The organism is Corynebacterium crudilactis (assembly GCF_001643015.1).
Taxonomy (GTDB): Bacteria; Actinomycetota; Actinomycetes; order Mycobacteriales; family Mycobacteriaceae; genus Corynebacterium; species Corynebacterium crudilactis.
On sequence record NZ_CP015622.1, the window covers coordinates 2,579,076 to 2,600,034 of the forward strand.

The window sequence follows — 20,959 nt, forward strand, 5'->3', positions numbered from 1 at the left end:
CCCGGGGAGATTGAACTTTCCCGGGGTTTATTTTGTTTTAGCTGATTTCATTAAGGCCTTGTCCGACTCATAATAACTACACAAATAATGCAAAATTGCTGTAAAAATAACTATCCTCACGAGGTCAAGGCAAAACCTCGTCCAAGATTGCGCAGCAGGATAATGCATCAAAATGGAAACAGAGAACATCGCATATGAGCGAGGAATGAGCCAACTACAAGGCTTTTTATAATTCCATAAACCCCACGCCACTGTTCCGATGATTATTGCAGCCGAAATCCACATGAGTAATCCAGCGGGGTTATAATCCTGAATTCCCGCAATCTGCGCTATCGCCAGGACAGCAAACAGAATGACAACAACGATGTTCCAAAATCGGGGAGATTTCAGATTGGGCATGTCCTCACACTATCAACTTATGCAGCTATCAACATGCTTTGCGGAAAAACCTAAGCCTTCCACACCACAGCAGTGGCAACCGCAGCTCGTCCTTCACCACGGCCAGTAAAGCCCATGTGGTCAGTGGTGGTTGCAGAAAGTGAACATGGTGCGCCGAGGATTTCGGAAATCACTTGCTGTGCTTCTTCGCGGCGTGGCCCAAATTTAGGGGTTTGGCCAACCAGCTGGGCAGCAACGTTGCCGATAATAAAGCCGTGAGAATCCAGGAGCTCGCGGGCTTCTTTAAGCAGCTGAGCGCCGGAAACACCATCATATTCTGGGCGGCCAACTCCCACGAAGGAACCCAAATCGCCCAGGGCGGATGCGGAGAGGAGGGCATCCACAAGAGCGTGTGCTACAACATCGCCGTCGGAGTGACCTTCGCAGCCGTCAACTCCTTCAAAGAGGAGGCAAGCAATCCAGCAGGGTTTTCCCACTTCAATTTGGTGGGCGTCGGTGGCAATTCCCACGCGCGGGATAATTGGATTAGTCACTTGGTACCTCGAAAATTGTTGGTTCGGCTTCATCGGTGATGCGCTGAGCCAGCATCATGTCAATGGGAGTTGTTACTTTAAATGCCATTGGATCTCCCTGCACGCATACCACATCTGAGCCGTACCATTCCATGAGGCTGGCGTCATCGGTGGGCATGAAACCTGGGTTGGGATCGGCGAAGTATTTCTCATTTGCGGCGATCAGTTCCGAGAGTAAAAAACCCTGCGGGGTTTGGACAGCTCGAAGTTCTGCACGGTTGGGAGTGTCCACCACAAGATCACCGGAAACGCGCTTGATGGTGTCTGCAACGGGTAGCACTGGGATCACTGCGGTTGCGCCATCGTGAACTTTTCGGGCCACGCGGGCAATCATGCCGGGAGGGGTGAGAGCTCGGGCGCTGTCGTGGATGAGGACAATTGCATCGGGGGTGGCGTCGTCAAGCGAAATTGCCTGGAGTCCTGCCCACACTGAATCCGCGCGCTCTCCGCCGCCGTGCACAAGCCGGACGCGGATCCCTTCGGGGTTGTCTAAAAGACCGCGTTTGCGCAGCAGTTCGCGGGCGTAGTTTTCCATGTCGGGGCTGACAAGGATGATGATTTCATCGACACTTTCGGAAGTCAGCATGGCTTGGAGCGAGCGCTCAACAAGCGTGCGTTCACGCAGCGTAACGAATGCTTTGGGGATCGGGCCACCCAGACGAGTGCCTCGCCCCGCCGCCGCTAAAAGTGCGATGACGGGGATACGGTTTGTAGACATCGGCTAAGGCCTAGTCTTCGTCGTCGAAGCTCAGATCATCGAGATCCACGTCTGAATCATCGAAGTCGTCGAAAGCATCCTTCTTTTCGCCGTCTTCACCGAGCAGGTCTGCGCGGTGGCGAGCAATGGTTTCATCGACTTGACCGAGGAAAGCATCAGCCTTCTCATTGTCAACAGTTTCCGCGAGCGCTAGCTCACCGACGAGAACCTGACGAGCTTTAGAAAGCATGCGCTTTTCACCAGCGGACAAGCCACGGTCCTGATCACGGCGCCATAGGTCACGAACAACCTCGGCAACCTTGTTCACATCGCCGGAAGCCAAACGCTCCTGGTTTGCCTTGTAACGGCGGGACCAGTTGCCGGCCTCTTCAACATCGATTTCACGCAAAACAGAGAAAACCTTCTGCAGGCCTTCTTCTCCCACGACATCGCGCACACCAACAAGCTCAGCGTTCTTTGCAGGAACGCGAACCACGAGATCGGAATGATTGATCTGGAGAACCAAGTAGTCCACCGTCACACCATTCATTTCACGCTGCTCCAGGGCTGAAATCATTGCAGCACCGTGGTGCGGGTAAACGACGGTATCTCCGACCTTGAAATCCATTCCCACTCCTTCTATTGGCTGATCATCCTTCTTTTTAAGGAATCACGCCGTGGCGCCAGCATTGTCCATGCAAGCAACCTATTCAATACTTCCCACTGCCCCCAGCTCTAAGCTGTGAGAACTTTTCTAAAAACGTTCTCAGGGCAGGCTTTAACCTATGGAATTCTACCATATTTTATATAGCTTCAGCGCCTTCAGGCGCAGGGATAATGCTTTTCGACGCGGCCAGCCACCTTCCACTCAAGCTTGTGTGGCCGAGTGCCTGAATTTCAGGACGTCGGTCTCCAACCCGACTTTGTGGAAACACCCCGCATTAAAAGGCCATACTTGAAACCATGTCCCCCACTTTTATTGATGGAAACTTATCCGGCAGGGTGCTCATTGTTGAAGATGAGATTCCACTTGCTCGCATGATTTCGCTGTATCTGGGCAAAGCAGGTTTTGACACCACCACGATCCAGGATGGTGCCGCAGCTCCGGACAAAGTTGCTCATTTGCGTCCCGATGTCATCATTTTGGATCTCGGATTGCCTGGACTTGATGGTTTAGAAGTGTGCAAAAGAATTAGAGCGTTTACGGATTGTTATATCTTGATGCTCACTGCAAGGGGATCTGAACGCGATAAGATTACGGGCTTAGAAATTGGTGCTGATGATTACATCACCAAGCCATTTAATATCCGTGAACTTGTCATTCGCATTCAGTCAGTGATGCGTAGACCACGGAAAATCGATGAGACAATCCAAAATGGACTCACGTTAAGTTATGGCAGCATCGAGCTAGACACTTTGGCACATGAGGTGACCGTGCAAGGAGTCGGAGTCACTCTCACCCGGACAGAATTTGAGCTGCTCCAAGCACTCATGCATAAGCCTGGTGAAGCAGTTTCCCGACGCGATCTAGTCACCCAAGTATGGGATACCACGTGGGTAGGCGATGAACGCATTGTGGATGTGCACATTGGAAACCTCCGTCGCAAGCTGGAACAACCAGCTCCAGGCGCGCAATTCATCGATACGATCCGCGGAGTTGGCTACCGAATGTCTCTCAAATGACTGTTCAGATCCCATCCCGACACAGCCTGACTTTTAGGCTGCTCAGTGCCCAATTATTTGTTGTGTTCATCAGCTTGCTTGCGGCATTAATCGTGGCAGCGTTGGTCGGGCCTGCGATTTTTAATTCACATCTTGATCTTTCGGGCACGATTGATCCTCGCCAAACGGATTTCCATATCCAGGAGGCATATAAGGACGCAAACTATATGGCTCTAGCAGCGGCTTTACCCACTGCGGTGTTGAGTTCTATTGGGGTGAGTTTTTGGTTATCCCACCGCCTTGGTCAACCAATTTGGCAGCTCTCGCGTGCCGCAGCAGCTATGAGTGCTGGCGATTATCAGGTGCGCGTTCCTATTTCAGATACGGACCGCGAAGTTGCATCCCTGTCACTTGCCTTTAATTCCATGGCTGATCAGCTCGAACACACGGAAGATCTTCGCAGGAATATGCTGTCTGACCTCTCACATGAGATGAACACTCCACTTGCTGTGCTTCTTGTTTATCTCGATGGTCTGCAGGACGGAATTGTGGAATGGGATCCTGAAACCCACGCAGTTTTTGCCGAACAGCTTCAACGCTTGTCGCGCTTAACGTCCGATCTTGATGATGTTTCCCGCGCCCAGGAACATCGTTTTGATCTGGTGTACAGTACTGTGCCGATTGGGCATCTCATCCACAATGCCGCGGGGGCTGCGGCAGGTTCCTACCAAGAAAAGGGCGTTGCTTTAGACGTCGCAGGCACCGCTTCTACTCAGCTGATCCGAGTGGATAGCCAACGTTTCGCCCAGGTATTGGCCAATCTTTTATCCAACGCTTTGCGCCACACTCCAACCGGCGGAAAAGTAGAGGTTCGCGTGCTGCGCCAAGGCGTGGAAACTGTGGTTATTGAGGTAATCGATAACGGCGAAGGCATCGCTCCGGAACATGTGAAATATGTTTTCGAACGCTATTTCCGCGCCAAACGTTCCGATTCCGATGATCAATCAGGTTCCGGTATCGGGCTGACCATCTCCCGCGCACTCATCGAGGCTCAGGGAGGAACCCTCACCACAGAGTCGGCTGGCCTGGGCAAAGGCGCAAAATTCACCATTCGTCTACCGCTCACCACAGGCACAAGCAATTAAAAAAATTGCTTTTCGACGCCTCCCCCTCCCCGTGGCTTAATCCCCTTTTAAGATTTATGCCCCTTTTGTTTGCCCCCGTTTACACCCTCCGTTTAATCAACCGACTGTGTGAATGCGGGCAGACGGACTAGGGTTATGAACAGCATATCCAGATTTTTCTGGATGATTCCTGGAATTTCTCAACCCCAATGGAGGACGAATCCGTGAAGTCCCTGAACTCGGCTGCCCGTCGTGGCGCGCTCGTGACTGTGGCTGCTGCGTCAGCTCTTGCACTTGCTTCTTGCAGCGCTGGACAGATCACCCAGACCTCGGGCCAAGTGGCAGCCGTTGATGGCAACCAGTCCGGTTCCTCAAACGACCCAGTTCTGGTACGCGACGTAACCGTGCACCTCACTGAAGAAGGCGATGCTGGACTAAAGTTCACCGCCATCAACCAGGACACCACCCACACCTCTCACACCCTTGAGTCCGTCTCTGTAGACGGCACGGAAGTTGAGATCGACGGTGCTGAAGCCCTCGACCGTAACTGCTCCCTCGTTGCAGACATTCAGGCTGAACTGGATCTGCTCGAAGAGCCTGAGGTTGGCTGCATCCAGCACGTAGCAACTTCCCTGGACAACCCAGGTTTCGCTTATGGCGGAGTCGTTCCAGTTGAGTTCGTCTTCGACACTGGTGCCATCACCATTGACGCTACTGTTTCCGCTCCTGTTCTCGAATCAGGACAGCATGCTCGTGTAGCAGGCGAAGGCGCTGAAGCAAGCCACTAAGTCTTAAACAGCTTTTAACCGCCTCCACCCACTTTATTTTTGGGGGGAGGCGGTTTTTGCTTTCCCCAGTAATTCTTTAGGTTAATTCGAACACCATTTCCCTTCATGTCGCCCCCACCGTTTAAGGTAGGGGGCATGGCTAAAAAGGTTCGCAGCGTACATACCTGTTCAGAATGTGGTTATTCCAGCCCGAAGTGGTTGGGGCGCTGCCCAGAATGTGGCTCCTGGGGTTCTATGGAAGAGCACACTGTCGGTGAATCCGGTGGTGCGGCGCGGGCTGCTGTCTCGGGCGCAGCGCCTGCGGGACTTACCCCAACATCGCCTGCGGTTCCGATTGGCAAGATTGTCGCGGCACAGGCCACCAGTATTTCTACTGGCATCGGTGAGCTTGATCGTGTGTTGGGTGATGGAATTGTGCCTGGCTCCGTTGTTCTGATGGCCGGTGAACCAGGCGTTGGTAAATCCACTTTGCTGCTTGAGGTTGCTAGTCGTTGGGCTTCCATGAAGGAAGGGGATGGCACTCGTACCGCGCTTTATGTCACAGCGGAGGAATCCGCAGGTCAGGTCCGTCTGCGTGCAGAACGTACCAACGCAGTCAAGGACACCTTATATCTAGCTGCGGAATCTAATCTGGATGTTGTCTTTGGCCATGTCAACCAAGTTAAACCCAGTTTGTTGATCGTGGACTCTGTACAAACCATGCACGCCGCTGGTGTGGAGGGCGTTGCTGGCGGTGTCGCTCAATCTCGTGCGGTCACGGCTGCTTTGACCACTCTCGCGAAAACTTCGGGCATACCAATTCTGTTGGTTGGCCATGTCACCAAGGATGGCAATGTTGCAGGCCCTCGTGTGCTGGAGCACTTGGTAGATGTGGTGTTGAACTTCGAAGGTGACCGCCATTCATCGCTGCGTATGCTGCGCGGCATCAAAAACCGTTTCGGTGCCACCGATGAGGTCGGCTGCTTTGAACAACAATCTGATGGCATCAAAGAAGTCCGCGATCCTTCCGGGCTATTCCTCTCGCACCGGGGTTCCACCCCAGATGGCACTGCTGTCACCGTCGCGATGGATGGCGTGCGCCCACTTTTAGCTGAGGTACAAAGCTTGCTTGTCGATGCCCCCTCCAAGAATCCCCGCCGGGTAGTCACGGGTCTCGACGCCAATCGCGTCCCCATGGTTCTTGCCGTGTTATCTGCACGCGCGGGCCGACAAACCCAAGGAAAAGATGCTTATGTGGCAACTGTTGGCGGTATGAAGGTAGGCGAACCAGCCACAGATCTCGCTGTAGCTCTTGCAACAGCTTCAGCTCTAGCGAAAAGACCATTACCGGATAAGACAGTTGTGCTTGGTGAAGTTGGCCTTGCCGGTGAAATCAGGCGTGTACCTAATATTGATCGCAGGCTCGCAGAAGCAGCACGACTTGGCTATGAAAAAGCTGTTATTCCAGCAGGTGCTGGAATCAAACAAACAGGCCTGCGCATCATCGAAGCTTCAACGCTAGCTGAGGCACTCGCAGCGGTAAGGTTATAGCTCATGACACTAACATCCACTCCCGGAACCTCCCCAGATGCCACTGCGCCTGGAGCCCAGGATGTACACACCCTCAAAGGCACATTGCAACGCCTTGCCCCAGGCACACCACTGCGTGATGCTTTAGATCGCATTGTCCGTGGACATACTGGTGCACTCATTGTTATCGGCGATGATGAAAACGTCACCTCCATTTGTGATGGCGGTTTCGAATTTGACGTCTCTTTCGCTGCTACTCGTCTCCGCGAACTCTGCAAAATGGATGGCGCTGTTATTTTGTCCGCTGATATTGAACGCATCAAACGCGCCAATGTGCAGCTACTTCCATCCCCAACATGGCCCACCCAAGAATCTGGCACTCGTCACCGTTCCGCGGAGCGCACTGCGCTGCAAACTGAAGTTCCAGTGATCGCAGTATCCGAATCCCAAAACACCATCACCCTTTATGTGGAAGGCAAAGCGCATGTGTTGGAACAGCCCGCAACACTGCTGAACCGTGCGAACCAAGCTTTGGGAACAATGGAGCGCTACCGCGATCGTCTAGATCAGGTAAATAACCGTCTCCACCTAGCCGAACTCCACAGCTATGCCACGGTCATTGATGTAGTTTCTGTTATTCAACGTGAAGAAATGCTTCGTCGCGTGGGCGAAACCATCGACGGCGATGTGCTCGAATTAGGCAAAGATGCCAAGCAGATTCAGATCCAGCTCAGCGAACTCCGCGGCGATAATGACCGCGAACGCGAATCAATCATTGCCGATTATCTAGTCACCGATGGCATCCCTGCGGATAAAGAGATTGCAGAAGCCCTTCAAGCAATCTCTCATTTGGACGATAAAGCGCTCATGAAACCCGCTAATATCGCCCGCATCCTGGGCCTTCCACCGACAGATGAAGCTCTCGATGAACCAGTGATTCCTCGTGGATACCGCACGCTCAACCGAGTTCCCCGTGTGCAGAAATTCCTCATGGATAAACTCATCGTGGCATTCGGAAATCTAGATTCTCTGCTCGGCGCCACAACGGAAGATTTAAGCGCCGTTGATGGCGTGGGGTCCCTGTGGGCCCGCCACATCACTGATGGTCTTGGGCGTTTAAGTTAGGTTGAAAGTGACAGCTGGCGAAGGGTTTCCACCGATGACGGTGTGCAAGAAATAAGCGCCAGCTTTAACAGGAGCACGGTTATCGCATTGTCCCGGAGCGGAATTAGTGCGAGACCATGTTGCTTGGAAATATCGATCTTCACCAGCTGGGAATACGCTCGTGCCATCTTCTACGGCAGGGTTGCAATCAACATCTGACCAGATGCGTGCATTCGTAGCCAGGTTATAAATCTCGAAGCGAAGTACATCTTTTTCCAGATCGATTTCGCAATCAGCAGCTGTTGGGTTGTGCACAGTCATGAATAACTCAGGCTGTGCCCCACCTGCAAAAGTCGGCTGATTAGTGCTTGCTGAAATTATAAGATCTTTCAGCTCACAGCTATCTTTTGCCTCTGCTGCAGTTGAGGAAGAAGGTGTTGGTTCCTCACTCGACGTTTCTTTCGCAGTAGTAGTTTCCGAGGTCGGAGCTTCAGAAGATGAGGAAGTCGCAGAGGTTTCTGTTTCCGCTGCCTTTGTTGTTTCCATCGCAGAGGTTGCAGCTGCGTTAGACGGCTGCTCCTCCTCAGGTTCTGTCGAGCCACCTCGAAGTGCGACAACTGCCCAGATGATCAAGGCAATGACGATAAGCAGGCCTAAGAGCGCTGCCATACGGCGGCGCTTGTAAATGACTTCATTATGTCTCGACGTTCCCACACTTAAATACTCTATTACTGTCTACGCCTTGTACAGCGGATTAGCGTTTTGGGCGTGTTGGTTTTTCATATGCATCTTTGTACCGATCAAAGGGAGTGAGACCCTGAGAATCGATTCTGAGAGGGAACTTTTTCAAGGCAGAACTAGCAATTTCAATCCAATCGGACAGGACGAGCAAAACTTAGCCAGAATCCTTAGGTCTTGGTCACCTGGTTTGGTAGCGAGCAATATCTCGCAACCAAGCCACGGATCCAAAGCGCTTAAACGTTCTTGGAAATCACAGGTTCGGTGCGTCCATCAGAGAGTCGATAACGCAAACCGATGATTCCGACCTCGCCTGAGTCCACTTTATTCTTGATTTCTGGGGAACGAGTCAGAATTTGGTTCACCGTTGCAACCACATGGTGTTCTTCGAAGTCTTTGATGGTGCTCAGACCTTCGGCTTTTGCTTCCAAGATGGAAGGCGCGACCTTTTCGATCAATACGCGCTGGTAACCACCAGGAATTTCGCCACCATCCAGAGCTGCGGCGGTGGCGGCTACTGCACCACAGGATTCATGGCCCATGACGATAACAAGTGGCACGCCAATGGCTTCGATGGCGTATTCAATTGATGCAAAAACTGCCTGGTCAAGAATTTCGCCGGCGGTACGAACAACGAAGAGGTCACCGAGGCCGACATCGAAAATTAGTTCCACGGGGACGCGGGAATCCGAGCAGGAAATGACAACTGCAGCGGGCTTTTGTTTGGTACGTAGTGCGCGACGTCGAGGAGCATCCTGATTTGGACGATCTTCGTTGAAATTCATAAATCGCTCATTACCCGCGACCATGGCATTCCATACGCTGGACGGTGTTCTCTCAATATTCCGCAAAGGCATAGGACTATTCTTTCATCGTGTTTGGTGTAGAACCTAATACAGGGCAAGTAGAATCAGCAAGATATGTCATTTACTGCCCTTCACTCAGCCCTGCTCTCTTGGTTTAGAGCCAACGCCCGCGATCTTGCCTGGCGTGATCCGGATACTTCAGCTTGGGGAATTCTCCTTTCTGAGGTGATGAGCCAGCAAACTCCTGTCGCCCGGGTGGAGCCGATTTGGCGTGAGTGGGTAGAAAAGTGGCCTACTCCGCAGGATTTCGCAAATGCTAGTACGGATGAAATTTTGCGGGCTTGGGGCAAGCTTGGCTATCCTCGGAGGGCGCTGAGGTTGAAGGAATGCGCGGGGGTGATCGTCGATAAGCATGCCGGCGAGGTGCCGGATACCGTGGAGGAGCTGCTCGCGTTGCCGGGCATTGGTGATTACACGGCGCGCGCGGTGGCGGCGTTTCATTTTGGGCAGCGGGTGCCGGTGGTCGATACCAATGTGCGCCGCGTGTATCAGCGCGCCGTTGTCGGGCGCTACCTTGCAGGCCCTGCGAAAAAGCAGGAGCTTATCGACGTCTCCCTCATCCTTCCTCACACTCACGCCCCAGAATTCTCTGCCGCGATAATGGAGTTAGGCGCACTCATCTGCACGGCCACTTCCCCAAAGTGCGATACCTGCCCACTGCTTGACCAGTGCGAATGGCAAAAACTCGGATGCCCCTCCCCCAGCGAAGAAGAATTAGCATCCGCCAAAAAGCGCGTACAGAAATTTGTGGGAACCGACCGACAAGTCCGTGGCCTCATCATGGATGTGCTACGCAAAGCCACCGCACCTGTTCCCCTGTTTGCGATTGATGTTGTGTGGCCCGATGATGCGCAACGTTCCCGAGCTTTGTTCTCACTTGTGGAAGACGGTCTCGCGGAACAAGATGAGGCGGGTTATTTCCATCTGCCTCGGTAACTAATGCGCCCTACAAAAATAAATATTAGGCTTGTGTAATGCCTGATGTTCATCGCCGGAGGCGTATTTCATGTGCCAGCCTAGCTGTGGGACTAGTCGGAGTCCTCGCGGTTGGTTGTACGTCTCCTGTTTCTGAAGCGGTAAGCGTCGAAGACCCAACCTTTATTGGTATCACCACTAATCCCATAAAAAATCTCAGCCCAGATAACTCTGCAGACATCTTCGCTTTATCAGCAGATGGGTCGGGCGGAATCATTCATGAACTCGCTCCCACCTATTTTCCTTCTATGCACCGATTAGGAAATGGCTTCATTGCACCAGATGAAAACTCCTTAGTGCTATTCGATTCTTCCTTAAAAGAAGTAACTCGCCACGAAGTACCCGGTCTCAGCGTTGGCATGCAATCGAAATCAGCACAATCGCCAACGCATAAAAATGTAGCTTTCTCCTTTAATGAAGGAACCGCAGAGGCTCAATACCGACACCGCATTGTTGCAGCTACCGAAGGAACTGTCGTTAGCACAATGACAGACCAATACATCATTGCGCTTACTGCATGCGATGACGGATCCACCAGATGGGTGGAATACTTCCCTGACCTCGGGATAGAAGATCCTGTAGGTCCGGGATCTATAAGCATCATGACCCTCCATGCAAACGGGCAACACGATGAGATGAAAATTGATTGGAAATTTTCACATCGCCCCAGTAGAGCAAACGTTTTGAACTGCAATGATTCTGGCGCTTATATAGTGACAGAAGAAGAGATCCTCCACATCAAAGATAAGCACTCAACTCCAGAAAGCATCAGCCAATTACCTAAGTTGGAATTCGCCGACCGCGCTCGATTCGATGCTGTCTCCGGCCAGGATTATTACGCTTTCACATCCGCTGGAATGCTAACCCACATTAATATCCCCGAGGGAAAGATTGTGTATGAACACGAAATTGATCTCAAAGATACACACCCAGTTTCAATCACTTTCGATTCTGGACGCGCATATGTGGTTACTGAGAGTGATCAAGATCAAGGGCTGCTAGCAATCGATCTGGATGATCCAACATGCGTCTCAGAGCAACTAGTACTCACTGGTTTCAACAAAAAACTAACTGCTAACAAGCCCAAAAGCAGCCCATCAATTTTGATTGAATCCATCATGCCGATTGATCCACATTATCCACTCGATTGCTCGTGATAGAACCTCACTGCGTGGCTATTTCTTCCATCTACCGCGGTAATTCAAGCCACCTGGCAATTTCACTGAAATTCCGCCACGCGAATTGATCGTTACCGGCCCAATCCTTTTGGAACCAGAGACCCCAGACTTGGAGACATTTAGCCAACTGTCTTTTCCGGTCTTGATGATTTTTCTGTAATTCAGCCCCATATGAACCAGCATAATCGTCTATACGAGGCTTGTGCAGAAATATTTTTGTTGGCCTATGGTGGCGACTTAAGAGCCTTCAACGGTTCGAAAACTGTAAAAGGCTTTAAATCTTGAGAACCTATTTTAAGGAAGCAAGAGGAAATGTCATGAGCAAGGTTGCAATGATCACCGGTGGTGCACAAGGCATCGGTCGTGGAATCTCAGAAAAGCTGGCAGCAGACGGCTTCGATATCGCAGTCGCGGATCTTCCACAGCAAGAAGAACAGGCTGCAGAAACCATCAAACTGGTTGAAGCTGCCGGCCAAAAAGCAGTTTTCATCAGGCTTGATGTCACTGATAAGGCTAATTTCGACAGTGCTATCGATGAAGCAGCAGAAAAACTTGGTGGCTTCGATGTCCTAGTGAACAACGCTGGTATCGCCCAGATTAAACCACTATTGGAAGTCACTGAAGATGACTTGAAGCAGATCTACTCTGTCAACGTTTTCAGTGTATTTTTTGGTATTCAGGCAGCAGCACGAAAATTCGATGAACTTGGCGTTAAAGGAAAGATCATCAATGCTGCATCAATTGCTGCAATCCAAGGTTTTCCGATTCTGGGAGCTTATTCCACCACTAAATTTGCAGTTCGTGGCCTTACTCAAGCGGCAGCTCAAGAACTCGCTCCAAAGGGACACACTGTTAATGCTTATGCCCCAGGCATTGTCGGTACCGGCATGTGGGAGCAAATTGATGCGGAGCTTTCCAAGATCAACGGTAAGCCAATAGGTGAAAACTTCAAGGAGTACTCCTCCTCCATCGCGTTGGGCCGACCTTCTGTCCCTGAAGATGTCGCTGGGTTGGTTTCCTTCCTGGCATCCGAAAATTCTAATTATGTCACCGGACAAGTCATGCTCGTTGATGGCGGAATGCTCTATAACTAGAGTTTCCTAGCTTTTACGCAGCATTTGAAGCGTAGAAAAGCCCCGCAACCTTAGGTTGCGGGGCTTAATCATGTCGCCAAAGCGGGCGTATTACTCCTTGGTTGGAGCTGTGCCACCCTGGTTGTCGTTTCCGTAGTAGTCGCCGGACGCACGATCAATGTCGGTGCCGTTTTCTACTTCTTCTTCGAACTTCTCAAGAGACTTGAGGTCAACGTCAGAGAGGGAATCAGTTTCTGGGACGGTGTCGTCGGCTGCGGAATCCACATCTTGGATTGCTTCTGCTGCCTGGACTGAAATCTCAGAGAACTTTCCTTCTGGCATTGGCTTTGGACGAGGGCTGAAGGTGAACTTCGCGCCGTCGGTGTTCTTGGACTCGCCATCCCAGCCTTCGACGTCAACGGTAATGATCTCGCCAGCACCGATTTCGCCGAAGAGGATCTTCTCAGACATCTGGTCTTCGATTTCGCGCTGGATGGTGCGACGCAGTGGTCGTGCACCCAGTACTGGATCGAAGCCACGGCTAGCCAGCAAGGACTTAGCCTTTTCGGTCAGCTCGATGCTCATGTCCTTCTCAGAAAGCGCCTTGGATACGCGACCAATAAGGAGGTCAACCATCTGGACGATCTGATCCTTAGTGAGCTGGTGGAAGACCACAATCTCATCAATACGGTTCAGGAACTCTGGACGGAAGTGCTTCTTCAGCTCGTCGTGGACCTTGTTCTTCATACGATCGTACTGAGCATCGCTGTCCGTTTCGGAAGATCCGGAGAAGCCCAGTCCAACAGCCTTGGAGATATCTGCGGTACCCAGGTTGGAGGTGAAGATCAAAACAGTGTTCTTGAAGTCCACGATGCGACCCTGACCATCGGTAAGACGTCCATCTTCAAGCACCTGCAGCAAGGTGTTGTAGATCTCCTTGTGGGCCTTTTCGATCTCGTCGAAAAGCACCACGGAGAATGGCTTGCGGCGGACCTTCTCGGTCAGCTGGCCGCCCTCTTCGTAGCCGACGTATCCCGGAGGCGCACCGAAGAGACGGGAAGCTGTGAAGCGGTCGTGGAATTCACCCATGTCGATTTGGATGAGGGAATCATCGTCACCGAAGAGGAATCCTGCCAGAGCTTTAGACAGCTCAGTCTTACCAACACCGGATGGACCAGCGAAGATGAAGGAGCCGGAAGGACGCTTAGGATCCTTCAGGCCTGCACGGGTACGACGGATCGCACGGGAAACAGCCTTAACAGCTTCTTCCTGTCCGATGATGCGCTTGTGTAGCTCATCTTCCATGTTGAGCAGGCGTGAGGATTCTGCTTCGGTGAGCTTGAAGACAGGAATACCAGTCCAGTTGGCCAGGATTTCTGCGATCTGCTCTTCGCCGACCTCAGCGATATCTTCGAGGTCACCAGAACGCCACTGCTTTTCCTTCTCAGAACGCTCTTCGCCGAGCTTGCGCTCCTTATCGCGAAGACCTGCTGCCTTTTCGAAGTCCTGAGCATCAATCGCCGCTTCCTTCTCGCGGCGAACATCAGCGATGCGCTCATCAACTTCACGAAGGGAGGAAGGTGCAGTCATGCGTTTAATACGCATGCGTGCGCCAGCCTCATCGATGAGGTCAACGGCCTTATCTGGCAAGAAGCGGTCATTGATGTAGCGATCAGCAAGCTGAGCTGCAGCGGTAAGAGCACCATCAGTAATGGAGACACGGTGGTGTGCCTCGTAGCGGTCGCGCAGACCCTTCAAGATCTCAACGGTGAGTTCTACGGAAGGCTCTGGAACCTGCACTGGCTGGAAACGACGCTCAAGTGCTGCGTCCTTTTCAATGTGCTTGCGGTACTCATCCAGGGTGGTTGCACCGATGGTCTGGAGCTCACCACGAGCAAGCTTTGGCTTAAGTAGGGAGGCAGCATCGATTGCGCCTTCTGCTGCGCCCGCACCCACGAGGGTGTGGATCTCATCGATAAACAGGATGATATCGCCGCGCTGGTTAATCTCCTTGAGGACCTTCTTCAGGCGCTCTTCGAAGTCACCGCGGTAACGGGAACCTGCAACCAGGGAACCTAGGTCAAGGGAATAAACCTGCTTGTCCTTGAGGGTTTCTGGAACCTTGCCATTAACGATATCCAGCGCGAGGCCTTCAACAACGGCGGTTTTACCAACGCCTGGTTCACCGATAAGAACAGGGTTGTTCTTGGTACGACGAGACAGCACCTGCATGATGCGCTCGATTTCCTTATCGCGACCAACGACAGGATCCAGCTTGCCGTCCTTGGCAGCCTGGGTGAGGTTGCGTCCGAACTGATCAAGAACCAAAGAGGTAGAGCGCTCGCCTGGGCCACCAGAAGATGGTCGACCGCCTGGTGCGGAACCTGCGCCAACGGCTTCGCCACCGGCAGGAGCTCCCTGTCCGCCTTCTGGGGAACCGCCCTGGCCACCTTCGTAACCGGAGAGGAGCTGAATAACTTGCTGACGCACGCGAGGCAGGTCAGCACCAAGCTTGACTAGCACCTGAGCTGCAACGCCCTCACCTTCGCGGATCAAACCGAGAAGCAGGAACTCAGTACCGATGTACTTGTGTCCCATCTGTAGGCCCTCGCGGAGGCTGAGCTCCAGGACCTTCTTGGCACGAGGAGTAAAAGGAACATGGCCGGTGGTGGGCTGTGAGCCCTGGCCAATAATCTCTTCAACTTCCTGGCGGACGGCGTCCAGGGAAATTCCCATGGACTCCAAAGCCTTGGATGCAACACCCTCGCCCTCATGAATGAGGCCGAGGAGGATGTGTTCCGTGCCGATGTAATTGTGGTTGAGCATGCGCGCCTCTTCCTGCGCGAGCACAATCACGCGGCGTGCACGATCGGTAAACCTCTCGAACATGTCTCTCCCCTTAATTCTTTATTTCTAAAATTAGCTTTCTCCCACTTTAACGCCCCAGCTGGTCAAAACTTCCCTACTTTTTCATAAGGCCCTGAAACCATCCAAGCACTAAACCATATAAGCCCTGTTCAGGGCTTATTTTGGGGGCTTTAAAGCCCCTGTACGCCTGTAGCGAACACTGGGTTGGGGCGTCGATAAGTGCAATTGATGTACCCTTGCCGTGTTCAGGGATAACTGATTTTCAAATTTAGGAGACCCACATGCGTTTTCTTAACGACTCCAATCCGCCCTATGAGCTGACCTATTCCGATGTGTTTATGGTTCCTTCGCGTTCCGACGTCGGCTCCCGCATGTCCGTGGATCTGCGCACAGGTGATGGCACCGGCACCACCATTCCGCTCGTGGTAGCTAATATGACAGCTGTTGCTGGTCGACGCATGGCAGAAACCATCGCACGCCGCGGCGGTATCGCGATTCTCCCCCAGGACGTTCCTGCCGATATCGCGGCGGAGACCATTGCTAATGTGAAAAAAGCTGACCTCGTTTTTGACACCCCCATCACCGTAAAACCGCACCACACCGTCGGTTATGCGCGCAACCTGATCCACAAGCGCGCACACGGTGCAGCCATTGTGTTGGATGGCGACAAGCCAGTTGGCATTGTCACCGACAAAGATCTCGAAGGCGCCGATAACTTCACCCAAGTGGGCACCCTCATGTCCACTTCACTGCTGACTTTGCCCGAGGATATTTCCCCCGAAGATGCCTTCGGAATCCTCCACGAGCACAGCCGCAAACTCGCACCCGTCGTCGCCGCTGATGGTTCCCTCCGCGGCATCCTCACCCGCGCCGGCGCACTCCGCGCCACCATGTACAGCCCAGCTATCGACGCCCACGGCCGCCTGCGAGTCGGCGCCGCCATCGGCATCAACGGTGACATCGAAGGACGCACCAAGACGCTTATCGACGCCGGCGCCGACGTTCTCGTCGTCGACACCGCACACGGCCACCAATCCACCATGATCAACGCCCTCAAACGCATCCGCGCACTGGGTGTCACCGTCCCGATTGTGGCAGGCAATGTTGTCACCGCCGATGGTGTGCGCGACCTCGTCGAAGCTGGCGCAGACATCATCAAAGTAGGCGTTGGACCAGGCGCAATGTGCACCACTCGCATGCAAACAGGTGTCGGCCGACCACAGTTCTCTGCAGTCCTAGAATGCGCCGCCGAAGCCCGCAAACTTGGCGCACACGTCTGGGCCGATGGCGGCGTCCGTGACCCACGCGACGTAGCCCTTGCGCTAGCTGCTGGCGCTTCCAATGTGATGGTGGGATCCTGGTTCTCTGGAACCTACGAATCCCCCGGCGACCTACGTTTCGAATCCGATGGACGCATGTACAAAGAATCCTTTGGCATGGCATCCCGGCGCGCTGTAGAAAGCCGCAACCAAAAGGTCGAAGCCTTCGAAAAGGCCCGCCGTGCCATGTTCGAAGAGGGTATTTCCACCGCCCGCATCTACATCGATAAGCGCCACGGCGGTGTCGAAGATCTTGTAGACCAGATCATCTCCGGTGTCCGCTCCTCCTTTACTTATGCAGGTGCAGATTCCATTGAGACCTTCTTTGAGCGCGCCACCGTTGGTGTGCAATCCACTGAAGGTTATGCAGAAGGAAAGCCACGCGCTTCGCGTTAAGTGTTTTTGGCTGGATCGTGCTGGGTCCTGGCGCTTTTTCTTGCAGAAATCCTGCTTCTGACTCAGCCAGTTCTCCGTGTTGGCCCTTGGTACATGGCACATGCAAAAACTCACCACAAACCGCTGGAAAACTGGATTCTGTGGCAGATCCGTGCATCCCCAGCACTCGAAAATGCACTGATCTGACACAGATCTGAACCCACCCTCAATTTGTGGCAGATTTTTGCACTGACATATTTCAGGAATCACAAGAGCCTCAATAGCCCCATCTCCAAGATGCCATCTAAGGGCTTGGATTACCCCACTTCAACCCAAAGGTCATTTCGGAATCTCAAAGCCTTAAAACAGTACTGGGGCGATTCCTCCAGAAATCAAAGTTGTCCTTAAGCATCCCGAAAATTCTAGAGCGACAATATACTTTTCAAATTAGTCTTAAGCTCATGGAGTCTATTGATGAGCTACTGAATCTGATCCGACGTGGCGCAGAGACAACAGTAAGCTTGAACCTCACTGCAACTCGTACTCAGGAACCTTCAGGATATTCAGGCTGGTATGTCGACCCTATGCTCCTGAAATACATTGAAGCTGACGGGTTAACTGTTCATTACAGCAGAAATAGCGTGCACCTACTTCGCGGCGATAAAGACATCCTGCGGGGAGTAGATTCCAGGCGCTGGCTCTTTAAAGAAGATGAAAATCCTATTTCCATCGATGCGAAAAACCTTAAGATCCTCGGCAGAACTGAATTCTTCATCAATCCGCTGTCAATAATTCGTGCATTAAAGCTCAGTGTTACCGATCCAAGCACGATTACTAAAAGTGCCGTGTTGGAACGTGATACCTGGGTCATTCCACACGCTACCCATAAATTCAGCAACGATGAAAATCAGCTCAAACTAATTGAAATTGATGCTGAAACAGGTGTCATTTTAGCGGTAGAAAGCAACCGAGAACGTATAGAAACCAGCAGCATTTCTTTTCCGAATGAACTACCTGATCCCACCTGGGTAGGTCCTTCAACCGAATGGCCGGATCCTCAAGAACAAATAAATCTTCCCGAAACCATTCCTCATGAAATTTCTGCGTTGCCTGCTCAATCCGAGAATCCTAGACATCTCAGAATCTGGATCAGTGAATACGCGTTAGAAGGCGCTTACCCGAAGTTTAGAGTTGGAGAATCAGTACGTTTAGCACTCGATTTTCGGTACGATTCAGCACCAATCGACGGCCTTGAAACTACACGAAGAGGATGGATTGATCATCTAGGAAACCCCATCGCTGGTCCCAAATGGCCGGTCCGATTCACGGGAGATGGATGGTCAGCCAACTCTTATATCACAACGCCGGCTTCCCAAGATGTAGAGATGAGCGGCTGGTTTTCCTACACAGATGCTGATGTTGATCGAAATGATCTGAAAGTTTTACGTATTTACGGTGGCGTCGGTGTCTTCGATAAGCCAGAACGCCTGTGGCAAGAACTCGAAGACACCACTGATGCTTTCCGAACTGAAGAAATTTTTCTCCGCGATACCATCATCGATGTCACGATCGATGGTGCAGTTCCACCACCACTGCAGCCTCTGCGTTTTGAACGTGGAAGCACGCACCTTATCGACGGAAAACTCTGGGTCCTCTGCGCGCATTATCCAGTATTACGTTGCTGGGACTTAGAAACCGGCCATTATCTAGGCCAAACTTTCGTACCAGTTTCATTGCAGCGCTCCAGTTGTCTCTCCTTTGCTGAACAATTTATCCATAACGATGAAATTGCTTGGCGTTTAGTTCCCGGAGCAGATGCCTTGTCCGACGCTCAACCTTGGTCGCCGTCTCCCTCGAAACCTGATCTTGAATCCCCAATTCAAGTACCTGAGCCATGGGAACTAATGTCGGACCTCTCAGCTGGTCTTTACTCACTTCACGCTTACTCTGAGCATGGATCACGCATTGCATTAGGAAGAATGAATGCCAACAGGGAATTAGAAATATGCCCGATCCCTTCAGACGGTATCAGCATCCATTACGCCACGCGTGTGGGTGATGAGTACTTTGTTAATCTCTGGCAGATAAGTGTGACAATTAATTCTGATTTTCAGATCACTTCCCTGCAGCATCACCATCCTGATGAGTCACCATGGTCATGGTTTGTTTCTGAAGGCGTTGCAGTAAGCACTGAGGAAAATCAGATTCTTTTCATCGAACAGGATTCCACTGCAGAAATTACGCACTTAGCAACTCCGTCAGATTGCTCTCCACAAATCAAGGTGCATTCTTCTGAATATTTCACCGTGCTGATGATCCCTGAAAACAATCAAATAGGCACCCGGACGCGGCCTGTCCCACGTTCAATTTCTATATTCCAATCAGGACAGTGGACAACGACAGAATTTGAAACTGTATCTGTTGAAATCTAACTAAAGGGATCTAATGCCTTTTAGCTCACGGCAAGCCTGATACTTAACCTTATTAATACAAAATGCAAGGTCAATAGGGATGTGCTCTCCTTTGATTGGCTCTCATATTAATGACTTCTTAAGAGTGAAGCCCTATTGTGGAATGCACCATGACTGACCAGCAACCAGCACAGAAGCCGCCGAAGTATTTGCGCTTCAGCACGAGCGGGATCGTTCCGGACAACCGTGTCCAAATGTGGGAGGGGCATAATGCTCGTGCACTGCTCCCACTCGATATTCGAACTATCGACGATCGCCCGATGCAGGCTTCAGAAACTAATCTGCACCTTCCTTCTATACGCATGGCTAGCGTGTTTGGAACCTCGCAATTTGTCGAGCGCTCTGAAAGCTTCATCGCGGATAATCCCACTGGTGTCATCGCAATCTTTTTCGCTACCGAAGGCGACGCGGTGTTCTTCCACCGTGGCGGACATGTGGCGCTGCGCCCTGGACAAGCTATCGTCTATGATGCTGACCGGCCATTTCTTCGTGGATTCAACAACCGGTTTCGTGAGCTTGTGCTCACCATTCCGAAACAGCGTTACCGCGAGATCGTCGGCTCCAAAAGTCCGGAACTGCCCGCAATATTTGATTTTGGTGCCACTGGAAACGCCAACGAACAGGCCTTAGCGCTGCTGGTGCAGGAATCACTAGACAGAATCGAAAGAGGCGAACCAAGGCATATCGATTCCACTGAGCCTTTAACTAAGTCATGGAGTGGCATCGAAACTGAGGCACTTGGACTACTCCACAATGTGCTTGGTGATTCTGTAAGCAGTGAGGAAGGGCTGATCTCTGCGGCAAAAAACTATATCGAGCTCAATATCTCCGATAGTGGGCTCTCTGCTGCACAGATATCCGCTGCGGTGGGGATCAGTGAACGCCAGCTCAGCCGTATCTTTGCCGATGCAGATCTCACTATTGGGCGTTATGTGCTGAACACTCGGCTGAATTTCGCCAAGAAAGCCCTGTCTATACCGGAACGGGACAATGTGCCTGTCAGTGAGATCGGCAAGCGTTTTGGATTTGCTTCTCCAAGCCATTTCAGCCGCACGTTTCGGGAGCGGTTTGGGATGACTCCTCTCCAATGGCGAAAAGAATCGCAGCGTCAATTCTTGCGTGATTAAGGGCTTTTTGTTCTCAGACGGACATGATCTTGCCCGAAACAGACAACTCCCCCAATCACACTTCCATCAAGTTTGTGGCCTGGGTTACATTTCTAGGTATCGCACGGAGCGCCC

19 protein-coding genes are annotated in these 20,959 nt (G+C 52.0%); 11 read left to right on the forward strand and 8 right to left on the reverse strand.

The window, feature by feature from the left end:
* Window positions 1–27: 27 nt before the first annotated feature.
* From ccrud_RS11980 to ccrud_RS11995, 4 genes are read right to left on the reverse strand one after another with little or no spacing between them, the layout of a single operon-like run.
* The gene (locus ccrud_RS11980; RefSeq protein WP_066568028.1) at window positions 28–399 is read right to left on the reverse strand and encodes a hypothetical protein; all 372 of its coding nucleotides are present in this window, start codon (window positions 397–399) and stop codon (window positions 28–30) included.
* Window positions 400–449: 50 nt separating this feature from the next.
* Window positions 450–932, reverse strand: a complete 483-nt coding sequence (gene ispF / locus ccrud_RS11985) for a 2-C-methyl-D-erythritol 2,4-cyclodiphosphate synthase (protein WP_066568031.1) — start codon at window positions 930–932, stop codon at window positions 450–452.
* The gene (ispD, locus tag ccrud_RS11990; protein ID WP_066568034.1) at window positions 925–1,689 is read right to left on the reverse strand and encodes a 2-C-methyl-D-erythritol 4-phosphate cytidylyltransferase; all 765 of its coding nucleotides are present in this window, start codon (window positions 1,687–1,689) and stop codon (window positions 925–927) included. The genes ispF and ispD overlap by 8 nt, the downstream gene beginning before the upstream one ends.
* 10 nt (window positions 1,690–1,699) lie before the next feature.
* A complete protein-coding gene (locus ccrud_RS11995) occupies window positions 1,700–2,296 on the reverse strand; it encodes a CarD family transcriptional regulator (RefSeq protein ID WP_066568036.1) in 597 nt (198 codons plus the stop codon).
* A 335-nt stretch (window positions 2,297–2,631) separates the two neighbouring features.
* Here ccrud_RS11995 and ccrud_RS12000 point away from each other — a divergent pair, with 335 nt between their 5' ends.
* From ccrud_RS12000 to disA, 5 genes are all read left to right on the forward strand, one after another.
* Window positions 2,632–3,351 (forward strand): response regulator transcription factor, encoded by a 720-nt coding sequence (locus ccrud_RS12000; protein ID WP_066568038.1) that lies wholly within the window; start codon window positions 2,632–2,634, stop codon window positions 3,349–3,351.
* Window positions 3,348–4,475 (forward strand): sensor histidine kinase, encoded by a 1,128-nt coding sequence (locus ccrud_RS12005; RefSeq protein WP_066568044.1) that lies wholly within the window; start codon window positions 3,348–3,350, stop codon window positions 4,473–4,475. Before ccrud_RS12000 ends, ccrud_RS12005 begins: the two co-directional genes overlap by 4 nt.
* Window positions 4,476–4,663: 188 nt before the next feature.
* A complete protein-coding gene (locus ccrud_RS12010) occupies window positions 4,664–5,242 on the forward strand; it encodes a hypothetical protein (RefSeq protein WP_066568046.1) in 579 nt (192 codons plus the stop codon).
* 135 nt (window positions 5,243–5,377) lie between these two features.
* Entirely contained in the window at window positions 5,378–6,772 is a 1,395-nt protein-coding gene (gene radA, locus ccrud_RS12015) for a DNA repair protein RadA (RefSeq protein WP_066568048.1), read from the forward strand.
* Between the two features lie 3 nt (window positions 6,773–6,775).
* A complete protein-coding gene (disA, locus tag ccrud_RS12020; RefSeq protein WP_066568054.1) occupies window positions 6,776–7,876 on the forward strand; it encodes a DNA integrity scanning diadenylate cyclase DisA in 1,101 nt (366 codons plus the stop codon).
* Here the strand turns inward: disA and ccrud_RS12025 are convergent.
* On the reverse strand, window positions 7,868–8,524 hold the full coding sequence (locus tag ccrud_RS12025; protein WP_066568056.1) for a hypothetical protein: 657 nt from the start codon (window positions 8,522–8,524) through the stop codon (window positions 7,868–7,870). The two genes, disA and ccrud_RS12025, sit on opposite strands and share 9 nt — an antisense overlap.
* A gap of 305 nt (window positions 8,525–8,829) precedes the next feature.
* Window positions 8,830–9,450 (reverse strand): carbonic anhydrase, encoded by a 621-nt coding sequence (locus ccrud_RS12030; RefSeq protein ID WP_066568059.1) that lies wholly within the window; start codon window positions 9,448–9,450, stop codon window positions 8,830–8,832.
* Window positions 9,451–9,513: 63 nt separating this feature from the next.
* On the opposite strand from ccrud_RS12030, the gene ccrud_RS12035 reads away from it, so the two are divergent.
* Entirely contained in the window at window positions 9,514–10,395 is an 882-nt protein-coding gene (locus tag ccrud_RS12035) for an HhH-GPD family protein (RefSeq protein WP_066568062.1), read from the forward strand.
* Window positions 10,396–10,433: 38 nt separating this feature from the next.
* The gene (locus ccrud_RS12040; protein ID WP_066568065.1) at window positions 10,434–11,591 is read left to right on the forward strand and encodes a hypothetical protein; all 1,158 of its coding nucleotides are present in this window, start codon (window positions 10,434–10,436) and stop codon (window positions 11,589–11,591) included.
* Between the two features lie 18 nt (window positions 11,592–11,609).
* On the opposite strand, the gene ccrud_RS15075 is transcribed toward ccrud_RS12040, so the two are convergent.
* Complete coding sequence (locus ccrud_RS15075) at window positions 11,610–11,783, reverse strand: DUF4236 domain-containing protein (RefSeq protein ID WP_020948639.1); 174 nt, start codon at window positions 11,781–11,783, stop codon at window positions 11,610–11,612.
* A gap of 146 nt (window positions 11,784–11,929) precedes the next feature.
* Here ccrud_RS15075 and ccrud_RS12045 point away from each other — a divergent pair, with 146 nt between their 5' ends.
* On the forward strand, window positions 11,930–12,706 hold the full coding sequence (locus ccrud_RS12045; protein ID WP_066568068.1) for an acetoin reductase: 777 nt from the start codon (window positions 11,930–11,932) through the stop codon (window positions 12,704–12,706).
* Between the two features lie 90 nt (window positions 12,707–12,796).
* Here the strand turns inward: ccrud_RS12045 and ccrud_RS12050 are convergent, their stop codons facing one another.
* Window positions 12,797–15,574, reverse strand: coding sequence for an ATP-dependent Clp protease ATP-binding subunit (locus ccrud_RS12050; RefSeq protein ID WP_066568071.1), 2,778 nt, complete (start codon window positions 15,572–15,574; stop codon window positions 12,797–12,799).
* A gap of 260 nt (window positions 15,575–15,834) precedes the next feature.
* Between ccrud_RS12050 and ccrud_RS12055 the strand changes: the two genes are divergently transcribed.
* From ccrud_RS12055 to ccrud_RS12070, 3 genes are all read left to right on the forward strand, one after another.
* Window positions 15,835–17,268, forward strand: a complete 1,434-nt coding sequence (locus ccrud_RS12055; protein WP_066568074.1) for a GuaB1 family IMP dehydrogenase-related protein — start codon at window positions 15,835–15,837, stop codon at window positions 17,266–17,268.
* Window positions 17,269–17,708: 440 nt separating this feature from the next.
* Window positions 17,709–19,679: a hypothetical protein gene (locus tag ccrud_RS12065; RefSeq protein ID WP_066568080.1), complete on the forward strand. Its 1,971-nt coding sequence runs from the start codon at window positions 17,709–17,711 to the stop codon at window positions 19,677–19,679.
* Between the two features lie 149 nt (window positions 19,680–19,828).
* The gene (locus ccrud_RS12070) at window positions 19,829–20,845 is read left to right on the forward strand and encodes a helix-turn-helix domain-containing protein (RefSeq protein WP_066568084.1); all 1,017 of its coding nucleotides are present in this window, start codon (window positions 19,829–19,831) and stop codon (window positions 20,843–20,845) included.
* Window positions 20,846–20,959 lie beyond the last annotated feature (114 nt).

Coding starts and splice junctions, on each gene's coding strand:
- ccrud_RS11980 (WP_066568028.1), bottom strand. CDS start 399: ATGCCCAATCTGAAATCTCCCCGATTTTGGAACATCGTTGTTGTCATT.
- ispD (WP_066568034.1), bottom strand. CDS start 1,689: ATGTCTACAAACCGTATCCCCGTCATCGCACTTTTAGCGGCGGCGGGG.
- ccrud_RS11995 (WP_066568036.1), bottom strand. CDS start 2,296: ATGGATTTCAAGGTCGGAGATACCGTCGTTTACCCGCACCACGGTGCT.
- ccrud_RS12000 (WP_066568038.1), top strand. CDS start 2,632: ATGTCCCCCACTTTTATTGATGGAAACTTATCCGGCAGGGTGCTCATT.
- ccrud_RS12005 (WP_066568044.1), top strand. CDS start 3,348: ATGACTGTTCAGATCCCATCCCGACACAGCCTGACTTTTAGGCTGCTC.
- ccrud_RS12010 (WP_066568046.1), top strand. CDS start 4,664: ATGGAGGACGAATCCGTGAAGTCCCTGAACTCGGCTGCCCGTCGTGGC.
- radA (WP_066568048.1), top strand. CDS start 5,378: ATGGCTAAAAAGGTTCGCAGCGTACATACCTGTTCAGAATGTGGTTAT.
- disA (WP_066568054.1), top strand. CDS start 6,776: ATGACACTAACATCCACTCCCGGAACCTCCCCAGATGCCACTGCGCCT.
- ccrud_RS12025 (WP_066568056.1), bottom strand. CDS start 8,524: ATGGCAGCGCTCTTAGGCCTGCTTATCGTCATTGCCTTGATCATCTGG.
- ccrud_RS12030 (WP_066568059.1), bottom strand. CDS start 9,450: ATGCCTTTGCGGAATATTGAGAGAACACCGTCCAGCGTATGGAATGCC.
- ccrud_RS12035 (WP_066568062.1), top strand. CDS start 9,514: ATGTCATTTACTGCCCTTCACTCAGCCCTGCTCTCTTGGTTTAGAGCC.
- ccrud_RS12040 (WP_066568065.1), top strand. CDS start 10,434: ATGCCTGATGTTCATCGCCGGAGGCGTATTTCATGTGCCAGCCTAGCT.
- ccrud_RS15075 (WP_020948639.1), bottom strand. CDS start 11,783: ATGGGGCTGAATTACAGAAAAATCATCAAGACCGGAAAAGACAGTTGG.
- ccrud_RS12045 (WP_066568068.1), top strand. CDS start 11,930: ATGAGCAAGGTTGCAATGATCACCGGTGGTGCACAAGGCATCGGTCGT.
- ccrud_RS12050 (WP_066568071.1), bottom strand. CDS start 15,574: ATGTTCGAGAGGTTTACCGATCGTGCACGCCGCGTGATTGTGCTCGCG.
- ccrud_RS12055 (WP_066568074.1), top strand. CDS start 15,835: ATGCGTTTTCTTAACGACTCCAATCCGCCCTATGAGCTGACCTATTCC.
- ccrud_RS12065 (WP_066568080.1), top strand. CDS start 17,709: ATGGAGTCTATTGATGAGCTACTGAATCTGATCCGACGTGGCGCAGAG.
- ccrud_RS12070 (WP_066568084.1), top strand. CDS start 19,829: ATGACTGACCAGCAACCAGCACAGAAGCCGCCGAAGTATTTGCGCTTC.